Here is a 14,726-nt window from a genome sequence, read left to right as displayed (position 1 = left end):
GCTGAGGTGTCACGATGAAATTCGCACAGCTAGACCAAGCCATCATCCGGTTAACCCCCGATACATACCAGCATATTGCCGCCTGGAGGTGGGCCGCCCGGCAGGACCGGGTGCGCTGTCCGCATTGCCTGGCTCCCCTTCGCCTGCATGCGGGGATCAGCTTTGACCCCTGTTTCGTCCACCCGGAGGGGAGCGCCTGCGAGTGGCAGGAGCTTCACATCCCTCCCGAAGAATGGCTGGGTGCCCAGGCAGATCCGCTGATTCGCCAGGCTTTTTTGTCTTCCGCCGAGACGGGGGCGGCGGCGGTGGAAACGGCAGCAGCGCTAGAAACCGCAGCAACGCTGGAAACGACAGCAGCGCCAGAAATGGCAGCAGCGATTGAGACGAAAGCAGCGATCGAGATGCCGGCATCCGCTCTGCCTGCTGCCGCCGAGGAAGATGAGAGTATCTCCCTCGGCTCCTTCCGCCTGCCGAAAAAACGGAGCATCCATACCGCTGAGGCGGGCGGCCGATCCGCTGCGGAGCCGCCCAAGCCGCCGCTCTTCCGCAAAAGGCTGAAGCCGAAAAAGGCTACCCCCCATCTCGCGGAGAAGCGCGATGAACCGCTCCACCCCCAGCAGCGGGAGGCCGTGCTTGCGACGGACGGACCTTTGTTGATCCTCGCTGGTGCCGGCAGCGGCAAGACCCGGGTCATGACAGCCCGCACCTCCCATCTGATCCGCGAGCACGGCCTCTCTCCGCGGCAGATCATGGTGGTTACCTTTACGACCAAGGCTGCCGAGGAAATTAAGCAGCGGCTCGCAAGGCAGCTGCCGGCCGGACAAGCCCGCGAGCTGGTGACGGGCACGTTTCACAGCATTTTTTACCGGATGTTGCTCTTTCATCAGCCCGACCGCTGGGACCAGCAGCGCCTCTTGAAAAAGGACTGGCAAAAATGGCGGCTCCTGCGGGAGTCCGGCGCGATGGCACAGTCCGATCTCGGCTCGCGAAAAGAGAGCGAGGTGCTGGACGCGCTGGCTGTCATCAGCCGCTGGAAAAACGAATACCTGCTGCCGGATGCCGCTGCCTTGCGCGAACCCGCTGATGACAGCGAACGTTTGGCCCAGCAGCTGTACCCGCTTTACGAGGAAGCCAAATCACGGGCCGGCTGGTTTGACTTTGACGACATGCTGATCGGCTGCTACGAGCTGTTGCGGCAGAATGAAGAGGTCCTGCGCCGCTATCAGGAGCGGATCACCCATGTGATGATCGACGAGTTTCAGGATATCAACCGCATCCAGTATGAGACCGTGAAGCTGCTCGCCGCCCCGCAGAACAATCTCTGCGTCATCGGCGACGACGACCAGTCCATCTACGGCTTTCGCGGCAGCGATCCGCAATACATACTCGGCTTTACCCAAGATTTCCCGGAGGCTCGAACCATTACCCTCGAGGTTAATTACCGCTCCCGCTCCTCCATCGTCGGACTCGGTTTTTCGCTGATCGGCCACAACCGTTCGCGCTGGCAAAAAGAGTGCCTCTCCTACCATGCCGAAGAGGGGGACACCTATCTGTTCGAACCGGACGACGAGGAAGAGCAGGCGGCCCGCATCGTCGATGAGATTCGGCATCGCCTCGGGGAGGGCACTCCGCCCGGCGAATGCGCCATTCTCTACCGCACCCACGAGTCTGCCCGGCCGATTCTGGAGCAGCTGAGCGAAGCGGGCATCCCCTTTCACTATTCGCAGGAGGAGGATTCCTTTTACCAGCGGCAGACGGTCCGCTGGGTGCTCTCCTACCTGCGCCTGGCGCTCGATCCCGACGATCACGCGTCGCTGAAGGAGATCCTGCCCACGCTCTATATTTCCCAGGAGATGTGGAATGCCGTCCGCAGTCAGGCGATCATAGAGGATGTCCCGATCCTGCACGTGCTTCCCAAGCTGCCGCAGTGGAAAGCGTTTCAGCGCAAACAGCTCCAGACGGCAGCGGATGTGCTCACGGCTGCCGCCTCCTGCCCCCCCGCGCAGGCACTCGAGCTGATCTACGAAGACTGCCGCCTGCGCGACTACCTGAAAAAGCGGGCAAAAGAGCGGGATGACAGCAGAGACAGCAGCGCGGACGAATTGCAGCAGCTGCTCTCAGCCGCCAAACGCCATGAGACGGTGGCCGGCTTTCTCCAGTACATCGATCAGATGGCCAGACAGGAAAAGGAGTGGCGCCATCAGCAGCCACTCCCGGGAGAAGGGGTACAGGTCCTCAGTATTCACCGGGCAAAAGGCCTGGAGTTTGATCACGTCTTTCTGCCCGATCTGGTGGAGGGCTCCCTCCCGCATGAGTACGCGCTGGATGCCCTGCGCAAAGGCAATCAAGCCGCGCTGGAGGAAGAGCGGCGCCTCTTATACGTCGCGATCACCAGAGCCAGACATTCCCTCTGTGTCGGCATCCCCCGCGAGCGCTTCGGACGACGGACCCGGCACTCCCGCTTCATCTCCGAAATGGGCAGATAGGCGATCCACGCCGCCGCCCATATAAATTAGCCATTCTTCCATATTGGTGATAATCGGAAACATGACAAAGGCTCCCTTCCGCATTTTTTCTAGCATGCGGCGTCAGGGAGCCTTTTATTCGCCAAAAGAAACTGCTCTCTTCTCTCTTATTTGCCCATGATGCTGTAGCCCGCATCGACGTGGATGATTTCTCCCGTAATGCCGCGGGACAGATGGCTCATCAGGAACAGCGCGGTGTCGCCCACCTCGGATTGATCGATCGTACGGCGGAGCGGCGCTCTCTCCTCGATTTCCTTCAGGACGCTGTTGAAATTGCGGATCCCTTTGGCCGCCAGTGTGCGGATCGGTCCGGCCGAGATCGCATTGACGCGGATATTTTCCTTGCCCAGATCGCTGGCCAGATAGCGAACGGATGCATCCAGCGCCGCTTTGGCTACGCCCATCACATTGTAGTTCGGCACGACGCGCTCGCCGCCGAGGTAGGTCATCGTCACGATGCTGGCGCCTTCGGTCATCAGCGGACGGGCTGCCCGTGCCACTGCCACCAGAGAGTAGGCGCTGATATCCTGCGCCAGTGCGTAGCCGTCGCGGGAGGTGTTGACGAACTCCCCTTCCAGCTCCTCGGTCTTCGCAAAGGCGATGCAGTGCGCGAGTCCATGGATGACTCCGACTTTTTCCTTGATTTCGGCAAACGCCGCTTCGACTTCCTCATCCTTGGTCACGTCACAGTTGATCAGGAGGGATTCGCGCTCCAGCTCTTCTGTCAATTTGGCTACGTTATCGCGGAGCCGCTCACCCTGATACGTGAAAATCAGATTGGCTCCCGCCTTGCTCAGCGACTGGGCGATCCCCCACGCGATGCTTCGATGGTTGGCCACACCCATGATGACGATATTTTTCCCTTCCAACAAGTTAACCATTATGTATCGGCCCCTTCACACGTATTTCCCTGCCATTATAACCGATCTTGTCCGCGGTTACGAGAACATTCACGGGGAAAACTTGCAAAAGGGCCGAGCCGTTTGCCCGCCTTTACTCTCCTTGCTGCATCGCTTCCGCCAGATCATCGACCGGGGCGGTCGCCGGCGTGTCTGCGAAAGCCCAGGCCTCCTCCACCGGATTGAGCGGTGTGCCCGTTGCCGGGAATTCCGCCCCCAATTCTGTCAGATACTCCTGCTTTTCATTCGCATTTGTCTGATCCATGTAAATCGCTCCTTTCCAACCCTGATGATCGCATCTTCATGCAAAAAGGATGTTATTAGGCTTGCTAGCGGAAAGTCCGTTTATGCATGAAGATGGGGACCATGGTGGAAGAGAGACAGGAACAGCAGATAGGCGGCCATGCCGGCCAGAAACCAGAGACCCAGCCCTTCCTTTCGCTCACGCAGCAAATAGGGGATCAAATGCGTCGCCGCGACGTAGAGAAATACGCCTGTCGTCAGCGCCATCAAGACCGGGAACCACTCCTTGCGCAAAAACGGCTCCGCCAGTTGAAAGCTGAAGGCGCCTGCTAGCGTGGCAAGCCCGAGACCCGTAGCTCCCCATAACGCTTTTACTCGCGAGCGCGTCACCGCGAGCAGCAGGGAAGCGACCACCACCCCATCCGGCACTTTGTGCAAAAGCATCGCCAGCAGCACGGACCAGCCCAGCTGCCGGTCCAGCCAGAAGCTGGCCACCAGCGAGAGGCCCTCGACATAAGCATGGAGCAGGAAGCCGGATAAGACGCCGATTACGCTGGCCGCTCCGGTCCCGCTCCCCGTATCCCCCGGATGACTGAGCCAATCCAGCAAAAACAGCAGCGAAAAGCCCACCAGGACAAACGGCATCACCCGTCCGCCGCCCTCCTGCAACGTATGGGGCAGCATCTCCGTCAGCGTAATGGCCAGAAGCAGGCCCGCTCCGACGCTGATCATCGCAAACAGCGATTTTTCCGACCACGCCCGTACACATAACAAAAGCCCGCCAATGCTGCTTGCCACTGCGGCCATCAGCAGGACGAGCGGTATGAATGGCTGCATCCGACCGCCTTCCCTCCTACCGGGTGTATTCCTTCCATTCTACGCGCCTGTCCCCGTCAATATGTGTATCGACAAAGTACGGAAGCCTGTCCGAAATTACCCGAAATAGCACTAGTTTTTAGAACCTTTGTCGAGAATCTCTTGCCGGGAAAAATTGGTGCTATAATGGGACAACCGGGAATATCTGACGGGGAAAAAAGGAGTGATTCGAATGGATGTACAAGTTTGGATGGCTTCCAAAGAAGTGGCAGATCGACTGGATGTTCATGTGCGAACACTGAGAAATTGGCTGGAGATGTTCGTTCCGGTTCAGGAGAGGCTGAAAAATCCGCAGGGTCACTACCTGATCAGCGAGACTGGGTTTTCCCTCTTGCGCGAGGTCAAGGAAAGAAAAGAGGAAGGCAAGCAGTCGCTGCGTGAAATCCAGCGTCAGCTGATCGAGGAGGGCCGCCTTCCCGCATCCATCTTGACCGAGAGCGAAGTCGCTGCCGCCGATGAACAAGCGCTGGCGGTTTCCGGGCAGGGTGCCGCCTCACCGCAAGAGATGCAGGTGGCCATCACGGAGGCGATCGTACAATTTCAACAAGAGCTGGCCCAGCTCTCCCATATGAGCCAGATGCAGTCGACGCTGCTGCAAAAGCTGGCCGATATCGAAGAAATGCAGGAGTCGCTGCGTCTGGAAATGCGCCGCGTCACGTTTGAGATGGATTTGATGCAGCAGCGCTTGACTAGGAGAAAAGAGCGCTTCGAGCGCCACCAGTCCCGCTGGTCGCTCAATCCGTTCCGCTGGTTTACGCGCTCAGGCCGCGATCTGACAGCAGGGCAATAGATGTCCTGCTTTTTTTTATGTTTCGAACAAACACGGGGTGTCTCATGAAGCGCGCCTCCACACCGTTTTTTCCTTTTGATAAAGAACTGTTCTGCCCATTAATTAGGCCAGTTTTGCGTTCCGCTTGCGCTGCAGGTACCCGAGCAGCAATACTGCCGCGACGATCGCGATCTTGGCCACTGCCTCGACATAGTCCCGGCCGGCCATCCAGGGGGCGATCGCTTTCTCTTCGAAAATCATTTTGGCTGCCGCCCAGGCGAGGACGCCCGAGCCTAAGTAAACCAGCCAGGGGAATCGCTCCATCGCCTTCAGGATTAACTGGCTTCCAAATACCATGATCGGAATGCTGATCAAAAGCCCCAGAATAATCAGCATCAAATCTCCGCCGGCCGCGCCTGCGATCGCCAGCACATTATCCAATCCCATCATGATATCGGCGATGACGATCGTCCTTACCGCCTGCACCAGATTGTCACTCGCGTGGATCTCGCCCTCGTTCTCATCCTCCAAAAGCAGCTTGTAGCTGATCCAGATGAGAATGAGGCCGCCGACCAGGTAGAGGTACGGGATTTGAAGCAGGTATACCGCCAGCGCTGTGGCGATGATCCGGACGATGATCGCGAGGCCCGTCGCCCAGAAAATGGCTTTCTTCCGATGGGCCGGCGTCAATTTTCGACATGCGATGGCGATGACCACCGCATTATCTCCGCTCAGAACAATATTGATCGTGATGATTAGCAACAACGCTGAAAAAAACTCCGGATCAAACAATTCCTGCGCCCCCTGTCAGTTCCTAGTGTTCCTCGTTCATCCATGAAAAAAACAATCATTATCCTATGCCTGTCCGGGGTTGTTGTCAACCTGTTATTTCAGTATGATGGTAGCAGGGAGGGTTGTCGAAATGTCGAAACAATTCGTTATCGAAGCGATCATGTTGGCCATCTACGGGGAATTGATGGCACCTTCGCAACCTGTCGAATATTTTATCCCTTCATCGACGATCTATGAATTGGATGAATTTTACCATAGCCCCGAACCGATTATGCCCGACCCGGATGACGATATGCATGTCCGCAAGGTGATGCGCGAAATGAGCCAGTTTTTTGCCGATCCTTTTAATCGCAAACGCCTGGAAAAAGGATTGATCGCCCCCTGGTCCTGCATTCCGTTTACCTTTCCCGGCGGCGTCACCATCCAGGTGGTCAAGGTAGAGGATACGGCCTTTTGGGGAGAGCTGTTCGACCCGGTAGAAACACAGATTTTACTGACCGGTATGCATTTTGACATCCCCGTGATCACCGATCAGCCAGACTACCAGGATCGGATTTTGGAGTATGTCGTGCCTGTCCAGTTCTATGATATCGATGACTTTGAGTTTGCATTGGAACAAGGCATCTCCTTAAAAGAGCTGCGTGAACCATAAAGCGGAAAAGCGACTCAGATGCCAAGGGAAAAGAAGCAGCACAGACCGGCGGGGAACTCCTCACCGGTCTGTGGCTTTTTATCGGCAGAAAATTGGCTCTTTTATTTCGATTTGTTTGAGCGTATAGTAGGGTCAACAGTAAGATAAAAAAAGAGGCGACATCATGGGACGCAAAGCGATTTATACGCGCGTATACAACCAATTGCGATACGAAATATTAAGCGGCGAAATAGCAATTGGCTCCCCTTTGCCCCCGGAGAGAAAACTGGCCGAGCAGTTGGGCGTGAGCCGCAATACCATCGTCCGTGCCTATTCCGAGCTGGAAGCGGAGGGCTTTATCGTCAGCAGGATGGGCAGCGGCCGCTACGTCGAAGCCTTGCATCCCGCTCCTTCGCATGCCCAGACGCATTGGGGAAAGCAGGCTTCGGGCAAGCTGGCCGCGGCTCCCTCCCATATGGCCGAACTTCTTTCCGTTACGGATACCTATCCAAACACGATCAACTTTGCGCATGGGGACGGCGGCAAGCACACGCTGGAATCCTCCTGCTTTTCCGATTACGTCAAAAGTACGGCGGAGCAGCTTCACTCCTACTACTTTACTTCGGTACAGGGGCTGCCTGAGCTGAGAGAGCGGCTGGTCGCCTGGATGGACATGGAGCCCATCTCCTCGCCCGAACAGGTAGTGATAACCAGCGGCTCCCAAGAGGGACTCTATCTGATCACCTCGCTCTTGGCCCGGCCCGGCGATCTGGTCGTGACGGAGATGCCCACCTATTTTGGGTCGCTCCAGCTGTTTCAATCGCTCGGTGTCCAGATCATTCCCGTTCCGATGGATGCAAACGGCATGCGCATCGATGTGTTGGAGGGGATCCTCGCACGCTATCGGCCGCGCTTTCTCTACACGGTCCCGACGTACCATAATCCGACCGGCTGGACGATGTCGCTGGACAGGCGCAAAAAACTGCTCGCCCTCAGTGAGCGCTATCAGCTGCCGATCGTCGAAGACGACGCGTACCGCCACCTCCATCTGGACGCGGAGCCGCCCCCTTCGCTGAAATCGATGGACCGGACGGGGAATGTGATTTACCTGAACACCTTTTCCAAGCTGCTCTTTCCCGGCCTGCGGGTCGGCTGGGTAGCGGCCAATCGCTCCTTTGCCCGGCTCCTGACGAGGATGAAGGAGCTGTCCATTACGACCAATACACTGGGCCAGCTCGCTCTCGCCGCTTATCTGCGGGATGATGCGCTGCGGCCTCATCTGCAGGAGGTACGCAAGCAATATGCCGAGCAAGCCGCCATCATGGCCGGTCATCTGGATCGATTCCGCCCGCTGGGAATCCGCTACGAACGTCCTGCCGGCGGCTTTTACTTCTGGGTCTCCCTCCCAGAGGAGATCAATCCGCGCCAGTTGATGACTGAATGTCTGCAGCAAGGCGTCTCCTTTACCTGCGGGGATATGTTCCTTTTGCGTGAGGCCGAGCAGCCCTATATCCGCCTGTGCTTTACGCATGAGCGCACCGACCAGATCGACCGCGGGATGAAGATCATCGACCATGTTTTGCAATCGCGAAAGGAGCTACTTTCATGAAAAACGAAACACCCCACTCTTCCTGGAAGCAAGGGCTGCTGGACGCGCTTCCTCTGATCGCCAGCTACGTGCTGTTTGGCGCCATTTTCGGCATGATGGCTGGGCAGGCGGGGCTCTCTTCCTGGGAAAGCGTCGCCATGTCCCTGCTGGTCTACTCCGGTGCGGCACAGTTTGCCGCCAGCTCCATGATCGCCGAGCAAGCGGGCATCTGGGCCATCATATTGACTACCTGCCTGTTGAATCTGCGCCATTTCCTGATGGCCTTGTCGATATCGCCGCATTATCAGCAGTTTTCCCGTTCTCAGGTGAATGCGCTGGCCTTCTTTTTGACAGACGAACAATACGCTGTCACCTTGAACCGTTTTCGCCATCATCAAAGTGATCTTCCCTATATCGTGAGCGTCAGCGTGAGCCTGTACGCAGGCTGGTGCGCCGGGACCTGGATCGGAACCGCCGCAGGGAGCTGGATTCCCGATCCCGCGGCGCTCGGACTGGGCTTCAGCTTTACGGCCATGTTTCTGGCGCTCGCCTATTATCAGTTGTCTTCCCTCATCCGTATTTTGACCTTTTTGCTCTGCGGGGCCCTCGCTGTGGGATTGTCATTTGTCGTCCCCACCGGCCTGCCCGTCCTGATCGCCGGCTGCCTGGCTTTTGCCATCGGTTACGCGCTGCCCGCCAAGGACGCGGAGGAAGAGCAGGGAGAGAAAGAAGACACCAGAGGAGTTGAATCGGCATGACCATCCCTACGCTGCTGCTATTCGCGATCATGGCGGCGCTCACCTATTTTTCGCGGCGGGCCTTTCTCCGTCTGCCCAGCAAGCATTTTTCGCCCCGCCTGCGAAACGGGCTCAGTTTTATTCCCTTGGGAATATTTGCGTCGCTGGTCTTCCCTTCTCTTTTCGTCCAGTCCGGCACCTTTGTCATTCAGCCGCTGTTTCTGGCAGCCAGCTTGATCTGCCTCCTCGTGATGGCCCTCAGCAAAAATATTTTCCTCAGCTTCGGCGTGAGTCTGGGGGTCGTGGTCGCGTCATCTCTGGGCCTTTTTCCCTGGTAGTCCTGTCGATATGGGACGGAAGCTTTTCTGCCGCTCCACTTTTGAGAAAATTTCCCTCCCTCTCTGGTTTGGCCGTGGTACAATAAGGGAATAGATTGCAAAAGGATCTTGGGAGGGACCACGTAATGGAAACGGTGAAACAACGCGGAGATACGGATTGGAATTCAGAAGAAAATACAGTCCATTCGATTCTCTTTCAAATGGGTAATGAGTATTACGGCTTGCCGATCTCGTTGGTGAAGGAAATTATCAAACCTTTGCCGGTCACCCGTTTTCCCAAATCTCCCCCATATGTCGAAGGCGTCATCGATTTGCGCGGGCGCATCCTGCCGATTATCAACCTCAGAATCATGTTCGGCCTGGAGCCGCTGCCGCTTACGGAGGAAAGCCGTTTTGTCGACCTGCAAATGGAAGGGCTGAATATTGGGATCGTCGTCGAGGCTGTCTCCGAGGTCATGCATATCCCATCCTCGCTGATCGAGCCCGCTCCGCCGATTGTAGCCGGTGTCGATGGCAAATTCCTCAGCGGGATTGCCCGGATGCAGGACAAGCTCGTAATGCTGCTGGACGTAGACGAGATTTTCTCCCAATGGAAGAAATAACAGACAACCCCAAAACAAAAAAACAGGCGGATCCTTCTGCCTGTTTTTCTTTTGGCTGCGTGCACGCTCGTTCTTTTTCCCGGTCGACTTCCCGGCAGCTGCCCATCGCCGACTGTACTGTTCGCGCTGCATTCCCCTTATTTCTGACCGCCGCTCGCCAGATAGGTGTAATTGACCCACATCATTTCCTCGATGCCCAGTATTTCCTTGAACAGATCGACGGAATCGTAGAGGAGAGATGCGCCTGTCTCCTCGTCGACATCCGTCAACAGCTGCAAATCAAACAGCGAACGGAGCTGCTGCACCTGCTTGTGGCCGACGATCCGCGCGAAGCAAGGCGGACAGACGCGGCTGATGCCTTTGCTCACCTCCCGCCTGTACTCCTCTGAGCGTATGACTCTGTTCAGAATCTCTTCATAGGTATTCCGAACATCCTCGCTTTCCATAATGGCTTGGTGCAGATCCACTTCAGGGTACCGGCGACAAAACTCGCTCTCGGCCATGTCCGCGTCCAGCGAGTAGCTGATCGTCGCCGAAGAGACCTCGTAGCCAGCATCAAAGAGCCGGTATCCCCAGCCGTCGTCCTCCGCGTCATGAAACCAGAGCAGCGGAACACATTGGCGGGATAAGTGCAGGATAAACTGCAAGGTTTGGGCTGTCTCCAGCCACTCATCACGCAAAAAAAAGGCATTCCAGTCCCGGTTGATGTTCCGGTGAAAATACGGCTGCCGCGATTTTGGCAGAGCGATCAATACCTTCGGTTCGTATTTTCGCGGATACAACATCCCGGTTGTGAACTCACCCATCCGATTCCCACCGCCCTCCGGCAGGCTCTCCCTGGTATCACACGGTGTGAGCCATGGTTCTCTCTACCAGTTTATTCACCGGATGGCGATTACTTGCCGTGATCTTTCGCAAATCGGCTCGTGTGGATGACCGTATGCACAGCCCCTTCCGGCTTCAGCTCCGACCGATACAGATGAAAGCTGTTCACCCTCCAGCTGGGCGGCTCTGCCCGCAAAAAGCGTTCGTTCCAATCGGCCGCAGGCACGCCGCCAGGCCCCGTCTTCGGCCCCCGCGCCAGGGTGATATGTGGGCTGTATTTCTTTTTGTCATAGGAAAGCCCATGATGGAGGTCAAAGCGTTTGCCGAGCAGCAGATGAAGCTGCTTCAGCGGGTCGATCTCCCCGCGCAGGCCCAGCCAGAGCACGCGCGGACGCTCCGGGTGGGGGAATGCGCCGAATCCGCCGATTTGCAGAGAAAACGGCGCGATGATTTCGCTTACGATATCCATGTCCGTACACAGGGCGGGGACCAGCTCTTCATGGACCTCCCCCAGAAAATGAAGGGTGAGATGCAAATTATGCAGCGATTGCCAGCGTTCCGCGCGAATTTCCCCGCGCACTTTCTTTTGCACGTCGGCGATGTAATCGGCCGCTTCCTCTGGTATGTCCAGAGCCACAAAAAGACGCATCCGCTTCAAGTCCCTCCCTCATTCCAGTTTTCGACCAAAAAAAGGCTCGCCCGTCAGGACGGGGAGCCCTCTAGGCGGCCAGCATCTTTCCGGTTATGATACCCAGAACGCCGCGCACGTATTCATTCATTCTGCTCGCTCCTGGCTTCGTCTGGAAGGTGATCGTCAGCTCCAGATGGTCCGTAAGTCCTGCAGGCTGGTCACTCCAGCATAATTCCCCTTCGCCGTAGAGGATCTCTTCGATGCGCAGCTTTTTGAAGTCGATATCGCTCTGCGGTTCACAGGTCAGGGAGAATTTCATCGTGACCAAAACCGATTCACACCGCATCTTCTCCTGGTCGAGGTTCAGCTTTCCTTTGACCGCGATGACCCCTGCGTCGGCCCAGAGCGCGTACTCCAGCGTCGCCTGGAAATGCGGGTGAACATGCAGGTCCAATGCGGGAAAACGGTTGTCTACTGTAAGTGAATAGGTCTCTGCCAGCTTGTCTATCTCTCCCTGAAAAAGACGGGCACAGTCGGAGATGGCCTCAACAATCTCTGGATGCACGGAATTCATCCTCCTCACCCTTCCATGGTAAATCTCTCTCTACCTCTTCGCACTGCTGCTTCCCCTTTCCTTTGTTGAAAGGTGACTACTTTTCTCCTTTTTCGGCGAGAGCAGCTGTACAGAAGTTAACGAGGACTATCATACGGATTCACCGTCTCCGGAAAACGCGGCCCGTATAGCCGGCCGTACAGCCCCGCGAGACGCTGTCCGCTCTCTTCATCCAGCTCAATATGGTAGAGCGTGCCTCCCTCCAGGCGAGTCAGCGGATAGGCTCCATGAAGGAGCGGCTCCGCTGATTCGGTGGAGAGGAATTCCGGCAAGGTGAAAAGAAAGCGGGAAAACGGGTTGGCCTCTTCTTCCGCCATGTGCACAACCTCAAACAGATCGAACATGGCAGGTGTCACGATCAGTCGGAGCAGCCCGTCCTTTTCCGCCGCCCATATCGTAAAGGACGTCTCTCTCACCTCGCTGCGGGCATGGCGGCGCATCACCCACACGGCCTGGTGAATGGTGCTCATCAGGAGATGCTGCGCCTCCTCCTCTCCGTGTTTTTCCTTCAGTCTGTCGAAGTCGACCAGATAGGCCGTCCCCGCTTCCCCGAGCGTGCGGTCTGAGAGAAAGGAGAGCGGGACGCTCTGTGCTTCGGCGACCTCCTGCACCTCGGCCTCCTCGGGGAGAGCGTCCGCCCGATCGTAATAGAGGGCCTCGATCATGCCGTGCCCCTGTCTCTTCTCTTCGGCGCTAAAGCTGATCCCTTCGGTGTAGATATGGGTCAGCTGCCCCTCTTCGTAGGCCAGGTAGTGGAGCAGGACCTCCTCCTGCTCCAGCATGCGCAAGGCCATGTAGCGCTCCTCTGCACGCTTGATGTCAAAGGAGAGCGGAAAGCCCAGCGGATGGAGCGGATCGGAAAGCGTCCAGATCACCGCCAGGAATTTGCTGCGGTACGTCTTGCATTCCACGGAAACAGCGTCACGGGTGGCGTCCGTAAAGGCATCGATGCTCTCAAAAACGAGAAACAATTCGACGTCGCCCGCTGCCCCTAGCCGGGCAAAATAGGGCAGTCCCTCTGTCTCAGCCAATTGATACAGGTCCCGGTACCGATCCGGGTCCAGCACCTCTCCCTGGGTTTGGGATGTCGGCGATGCCCGGTCAGGATCGGGAGCCAGTTGTGGCCAAAAATCGTCTTCATTCTTCATTTTGCCTATCTCCGTTCGGTTTGCCGCCCGTCTGACTGTTCGATTGACCGTTCCATTGTTTGACTAGCGGCCATTCCAGCATTTTTTCCAGCAGAACACGGTCTGTCGCGTCGATATGTACCGGAGTGACCGAGATGTACCCCCGCTGCACCAAGTAGTAGTCTTCCTCCGGTGCCGGGTTGCTCCGGTCCGGATATTCCCGGGTGAGCCAGTATCCCCCCGCTTCCAGATTGTACTTGTCTTCATAATGGTTCATCGCCAGTGCAGCAGGCACCACGCCGCGTATTTTCTCCTTTGGCAGATGCGGGATATTGATGTTCCAGAAAACCTCCGGCACCAGCTTCTCTCCCCGCGCCTGATCGCAAAACATCTGGAGCAGCGGCCGGATGATCTCGACGACGTCCCCGTAGTTCTCCTGATCGAACCAGTTGTCATAGGAGAGAGCCACGCCCGGAATGCCGAGAATGACCGCCTCTCTGGCCCCGCTGCAGGTACCGGAGTAGTAGATGTCTCTGCCGAGGTTCGTCCCTACATTAATCCCGGAAAAGACAATATCCGGCTTTGTTTCTTCGTCAAACAGCAAGTGGTAGGCTCCTTTGACGCAGTCGGCCGGATTTCCTTCCACGGCCCAGGCCTTTACCGGCAAATCGTAAAACGGGTGGGGCGATGGAGCGAGCGCACTGCGAAACGTGACGCCGTGTCCGACGCCGCTCTTTTCACTGGCGGGTGCCACGACATAGATCTCCACCTCGGGCAAACCGAGCAACGCTTCCGCCAATTTGCGAATGCCGAGCGCCTCAATTCCGTCATCATTGGTAATCAAAATACGCAACATGGTATATCCTCCCTCTACGTGACGCTGCTATCCCCATCTGTCAGGCGAGCCGCATCCGGAATTTTGGCAAGGTCTTCCCTTATTGTATCAAAAATCAGGGCGGGAGGGCTGCATCCGCGAAGGATAACAGAAAAACCCGCTGATCGCCAAACTTTCTGAAATGAAAAAAGCGTGCCCCAACTGAATGTCAGTTTGCACGCTTGCTGTTATTCTTCATCGATAATCAGCTTCCAGCGATCCCGCCAGGCGATGCCTTCTAAAATCCATTCTTCCACTTGATGCAGCTTGTCTTCGGATATGCCCAGCAAACCGGAAATCCGGCGAATCTCCTTCGTTTCCGCTGAAGACAGCTTCTGGTCGATCAGCGCGATCTTGAACAATTGACGGAGCAAGGTCAACTTCTCCGCATGGGAGAGATCGACCATGTCCGCGATGATCGTCTCCGGCTGCTTGGGGTAGTCCATGTCGTCCATCAGGATCTGCCGCTCCCGCAAGGTAAAATGCTCGGAGTTGACCAGCTCGTGAATGCGGTCCACTTCTTTCATCCCGATATAGCCATCCGCATGACCGACGCAAATCATCAGTCGTATGGAGGCAAACAGGATATGTTTATCTTTTTCCGTTTTGGTTAACAATTCTATATCCTCCCTCGAAAACCCAAGGCGCAATTCTTG

Annotated in this window: 17 protein-coding genes; 7 read left to right on the top strand and 10 right to left on the bottom strand. The window is 56.6% G+C overall.

What is annotated here, in order from left to right; genetic code table 11:
• Nucleotides 1-14 precede the first annotated feature (14 nt).
• Nucleotides 15-2,486, top strand: coding sequence for an ATP-dependent helicase (locus JD108_RS07265; RefSeq protein WP_198829193.1), 2,472 nt, complete (start codon nucleotides 15-17; stop codon nucleotides 2,484-2,486).
• Between the two features lie 146 nt (nucleotides 2,487-2,632).
• On the opposite strand, the gene fabI is transcribed toward JD108_RS07265, so the two are convergent.
• The 3 genes from fabI to JD108_RS07250 all read right to left on the bottom strand — a co-directional run bounded on the left by fabI (nucleotide 2,633) and on the right by JD108_RS07250 (nucleotide 4,504).
• Nucleotides 2,633-3,406 (bottom strand): enoyl-ACP reductase FabI, encoded by a 774-nt coding sequence (fabI, locus tag JD108_RS07260; RefSeq protein ID WP_198829192.1) that lies wholly within the window; start codon nucleotides 3,404-3,406, stop codon nucleotides 2,633-2,635.
• 112 nt (nucleotides 3,407-3,518) lie between these two features.
• A complete protein-coding gene (locus JD108_RS07255; protein WP_198829191.1) occupies nucleotides 3,519-3,689 on the bottom strand; it encodes a hypothetical protein in 171 nt (56 codons plus the stop codon).
• Between the two features lie 80 nt (nucleotides 3,690-3,769).
• Nucleotides 3,770-4,504, bottom strand: coding sequence for a ZIP family metal transporter (locus tag JD108_RS07250; protein WP_198829190.1), 735 nt, complete (start codon nucleotides 4,502-4,504; stop codon nucleotides 3,770-3,772).
• 211 nt (nucleotides 4,505-4,715) lie between these two features.
• Between JD108_RS07250 and JD108_RS07245 the strand changes: the two genes are divergently transcribed.
• Complete coding sequence (locus tag JD108_RS07245) at nucleotides 4,716-5,333, top strand: MerR family transcriptional regulator (protein ID WP_198829189.1); 618 nt, start codon at nucleotides 4,716-4,718, stop codon at nucleotides 5,331-5,333.
• Between the two features lie 102 nt (nucleotides 5,334-5,435).
• Here the strand turns inward: JD108_RS07245 and JD108_RS07240 are convergent, their stop codons facing one another.
• A complete protein-coding gene (locus JD108_RS07240) occupies nucleotides 5,436-6,104 on the bottom strand; it encodes a TerC family protein (RefSeq protein ID WP_198829188.1) in 669 nt (222 codons plus the stop codon).
• 130 nt (nucleotides 6,105-6,234) lie between these two features.
• Between JD108_RS07240 and JD108_RS07235 the strand changes: the two genes are divergently transcribed.
• The 5 genes from JD108_RS07235 (at nucleotide 6,235) to JD108_RS07215 (ending at nucleotide 10,000) form a co-directional block, all read left to right on the top strand.
• Nucleotides 6,235-6,756 (top strand): ADP-heptose synthase, encoded by a 522-nt coding sequence (locus tag JD108_RS07235; protein WP_198829187.1) that lies wholly within the window; start codon nucleotides 6,235-6,237, stop codon nucleotides 6,754-6,756.
• A 163-nt stretch (nucleotides 6,757-6,919) separates the two neighbouring features.
• On the top strand, nucleotides 6,920-8,344 hold the full coding sequence (gene pdxR / locus JD108_RS07230) for a MocR-like pyridoxine biosynthesis transcription factor PdxR (RefSeq protein ID WP_198829186.1): 1,425 nt from the start codon (nucleotides 6,920-6,922) through the stop codon (nucleotides 8,342-8,344).
• Nucleotides 8,341-9,081, top strand: coding sequence for an AzlC family ABC transporter permease (locus JD108_RS07225; protein WP_198829185.1), 741 nt, complete (start codon nucleotides 8,341-8,343; stop codon nucleotides 9,079-9,081). The genes pdxR and JD108_RS07225 overlap by 4 nt, the downstream gene beginning before the upstream one ends.
• Entirely contained in the window at nucleotides 9,078-9,398 is a 321-nt protein-coding gene (locus JD108_RS07220; protein WP_198829184.1) for an AzlD domain-containing protein, read from the top strand. Before JD108_RS07225 ends, JD108_RS07220 begins: the two co-directional genes overlap by 4 nt.
• 125 nt (nucleotides 9,399-9,523) lie before the next feature.
• Nucleotides 9,524-10,000 (top strand): chemotaxis protein CheW, encoded by a 477-nt coding sequence (locus tag JD108_RS07215; RefSeq protein ID WP_198829183.1) that lies wholly within the window; start codon nucleotides 9,524-9,526, stop codon nucleotides 9,998-10,000.
• Nucleotides 10,001-10,137: 137 nt separating this feature from the next.
• On the opposite strand, the gene JD108_RS07210 is transcribed toward JD108_RS07215, so the two are convergent.
• From JD108_RS07210 to JD108_RS07185, 6 genes are all read right to left on the bottom strand, one after another.
• On the bottom strand, nucleotides 10,138-10,806 hold the full coding sequence (locus JD108_RS07210) for a hypothetical protein (protein WP_198829182.1): 669 nt from the start codon (nucleotides 10,804-10,806) through the stop codon (nucleotides 10,138-10,140).
• Nucleotides 10,807-10,895: 89 nt separating this feature from the next.
• A complete protein-coding gene (gene thpR, locus JD108_RS07205; RefSeq protein WP_198830024.1) occupies nucleotides 10,896-11,474 on the bottom strand; it encodes an RNA 2',3'-cyclic phosphodiesterase in 579 nt (192 codons plus the stop codon).
• Nucleotides 11,475-11,544: 70 nt separating this feature from the next.
• Nucleotides 11,545-12,030 (bottom strand): hypothetical protein, encoded by a 486-nt coding sequence (locus JD108_RS07200; RefSeq protein WP_198829181.1) that lies wholly within the window; start codon nucleotides 12,028-12,030, stop codon nucleotides 11,545-11,547.
• A 116-nt stretch (nucleotides 12,031-12,146) separates the two neighbouring features.
• Nucleotides 12,147-13,217, bottom strand: coding sequence for a hypothetical protein (locus JD108_RS07195; RefSeq protein ID WP_198829180.1), 1,071 nt, complete (start codon nucleotides 13,215-13,217; stop codon nucleotides 12,147-12,149).
• A complete protein-coding gene (gene surE / locus JD108_RS07190; RefSeq protein ID WP_198829179.1) occupies nucleotides 13,207-14,052 on the bottom strand; it encodes a 5'/3'-nucleotidase SurE in 846 nt (281 codons plus the stop codon). The genes JD108_RS07195 and surE overlap by 11 nt, the downstream gene beginning before the upstream one ends.
• 206 nt (nucleotides 14,053-14,258) lie before the next feature.
• The gene (locus tag JD108_RS07185) at nucleotides 14,259-14,687 is read right to left on the bottom strand and encodes a DUF533 domain-containing protein (protein WP_228728342.1); all 429 of its coding nucleotides are present in this window, start codon (nucleotides 14,685-14,687) and stop codon (nucleotides 14,259-14,261) included.
• Between the last annotated feature and the right edge of the window lie 39 nt (nucleotides 14,688-14,726).

The sequence above is a fragment of the Brevibacillus composti genome (assembly GCF_016406105.1).
GTDB lineage: Bacteria > Bacillota > Bacilli > Brevibacillales > Brevibacillaceae > Brevibacillus > Brevibacillus composti.
This window is presented reverse-complemented; position numbering and strand designations above follow the sequence as displayed.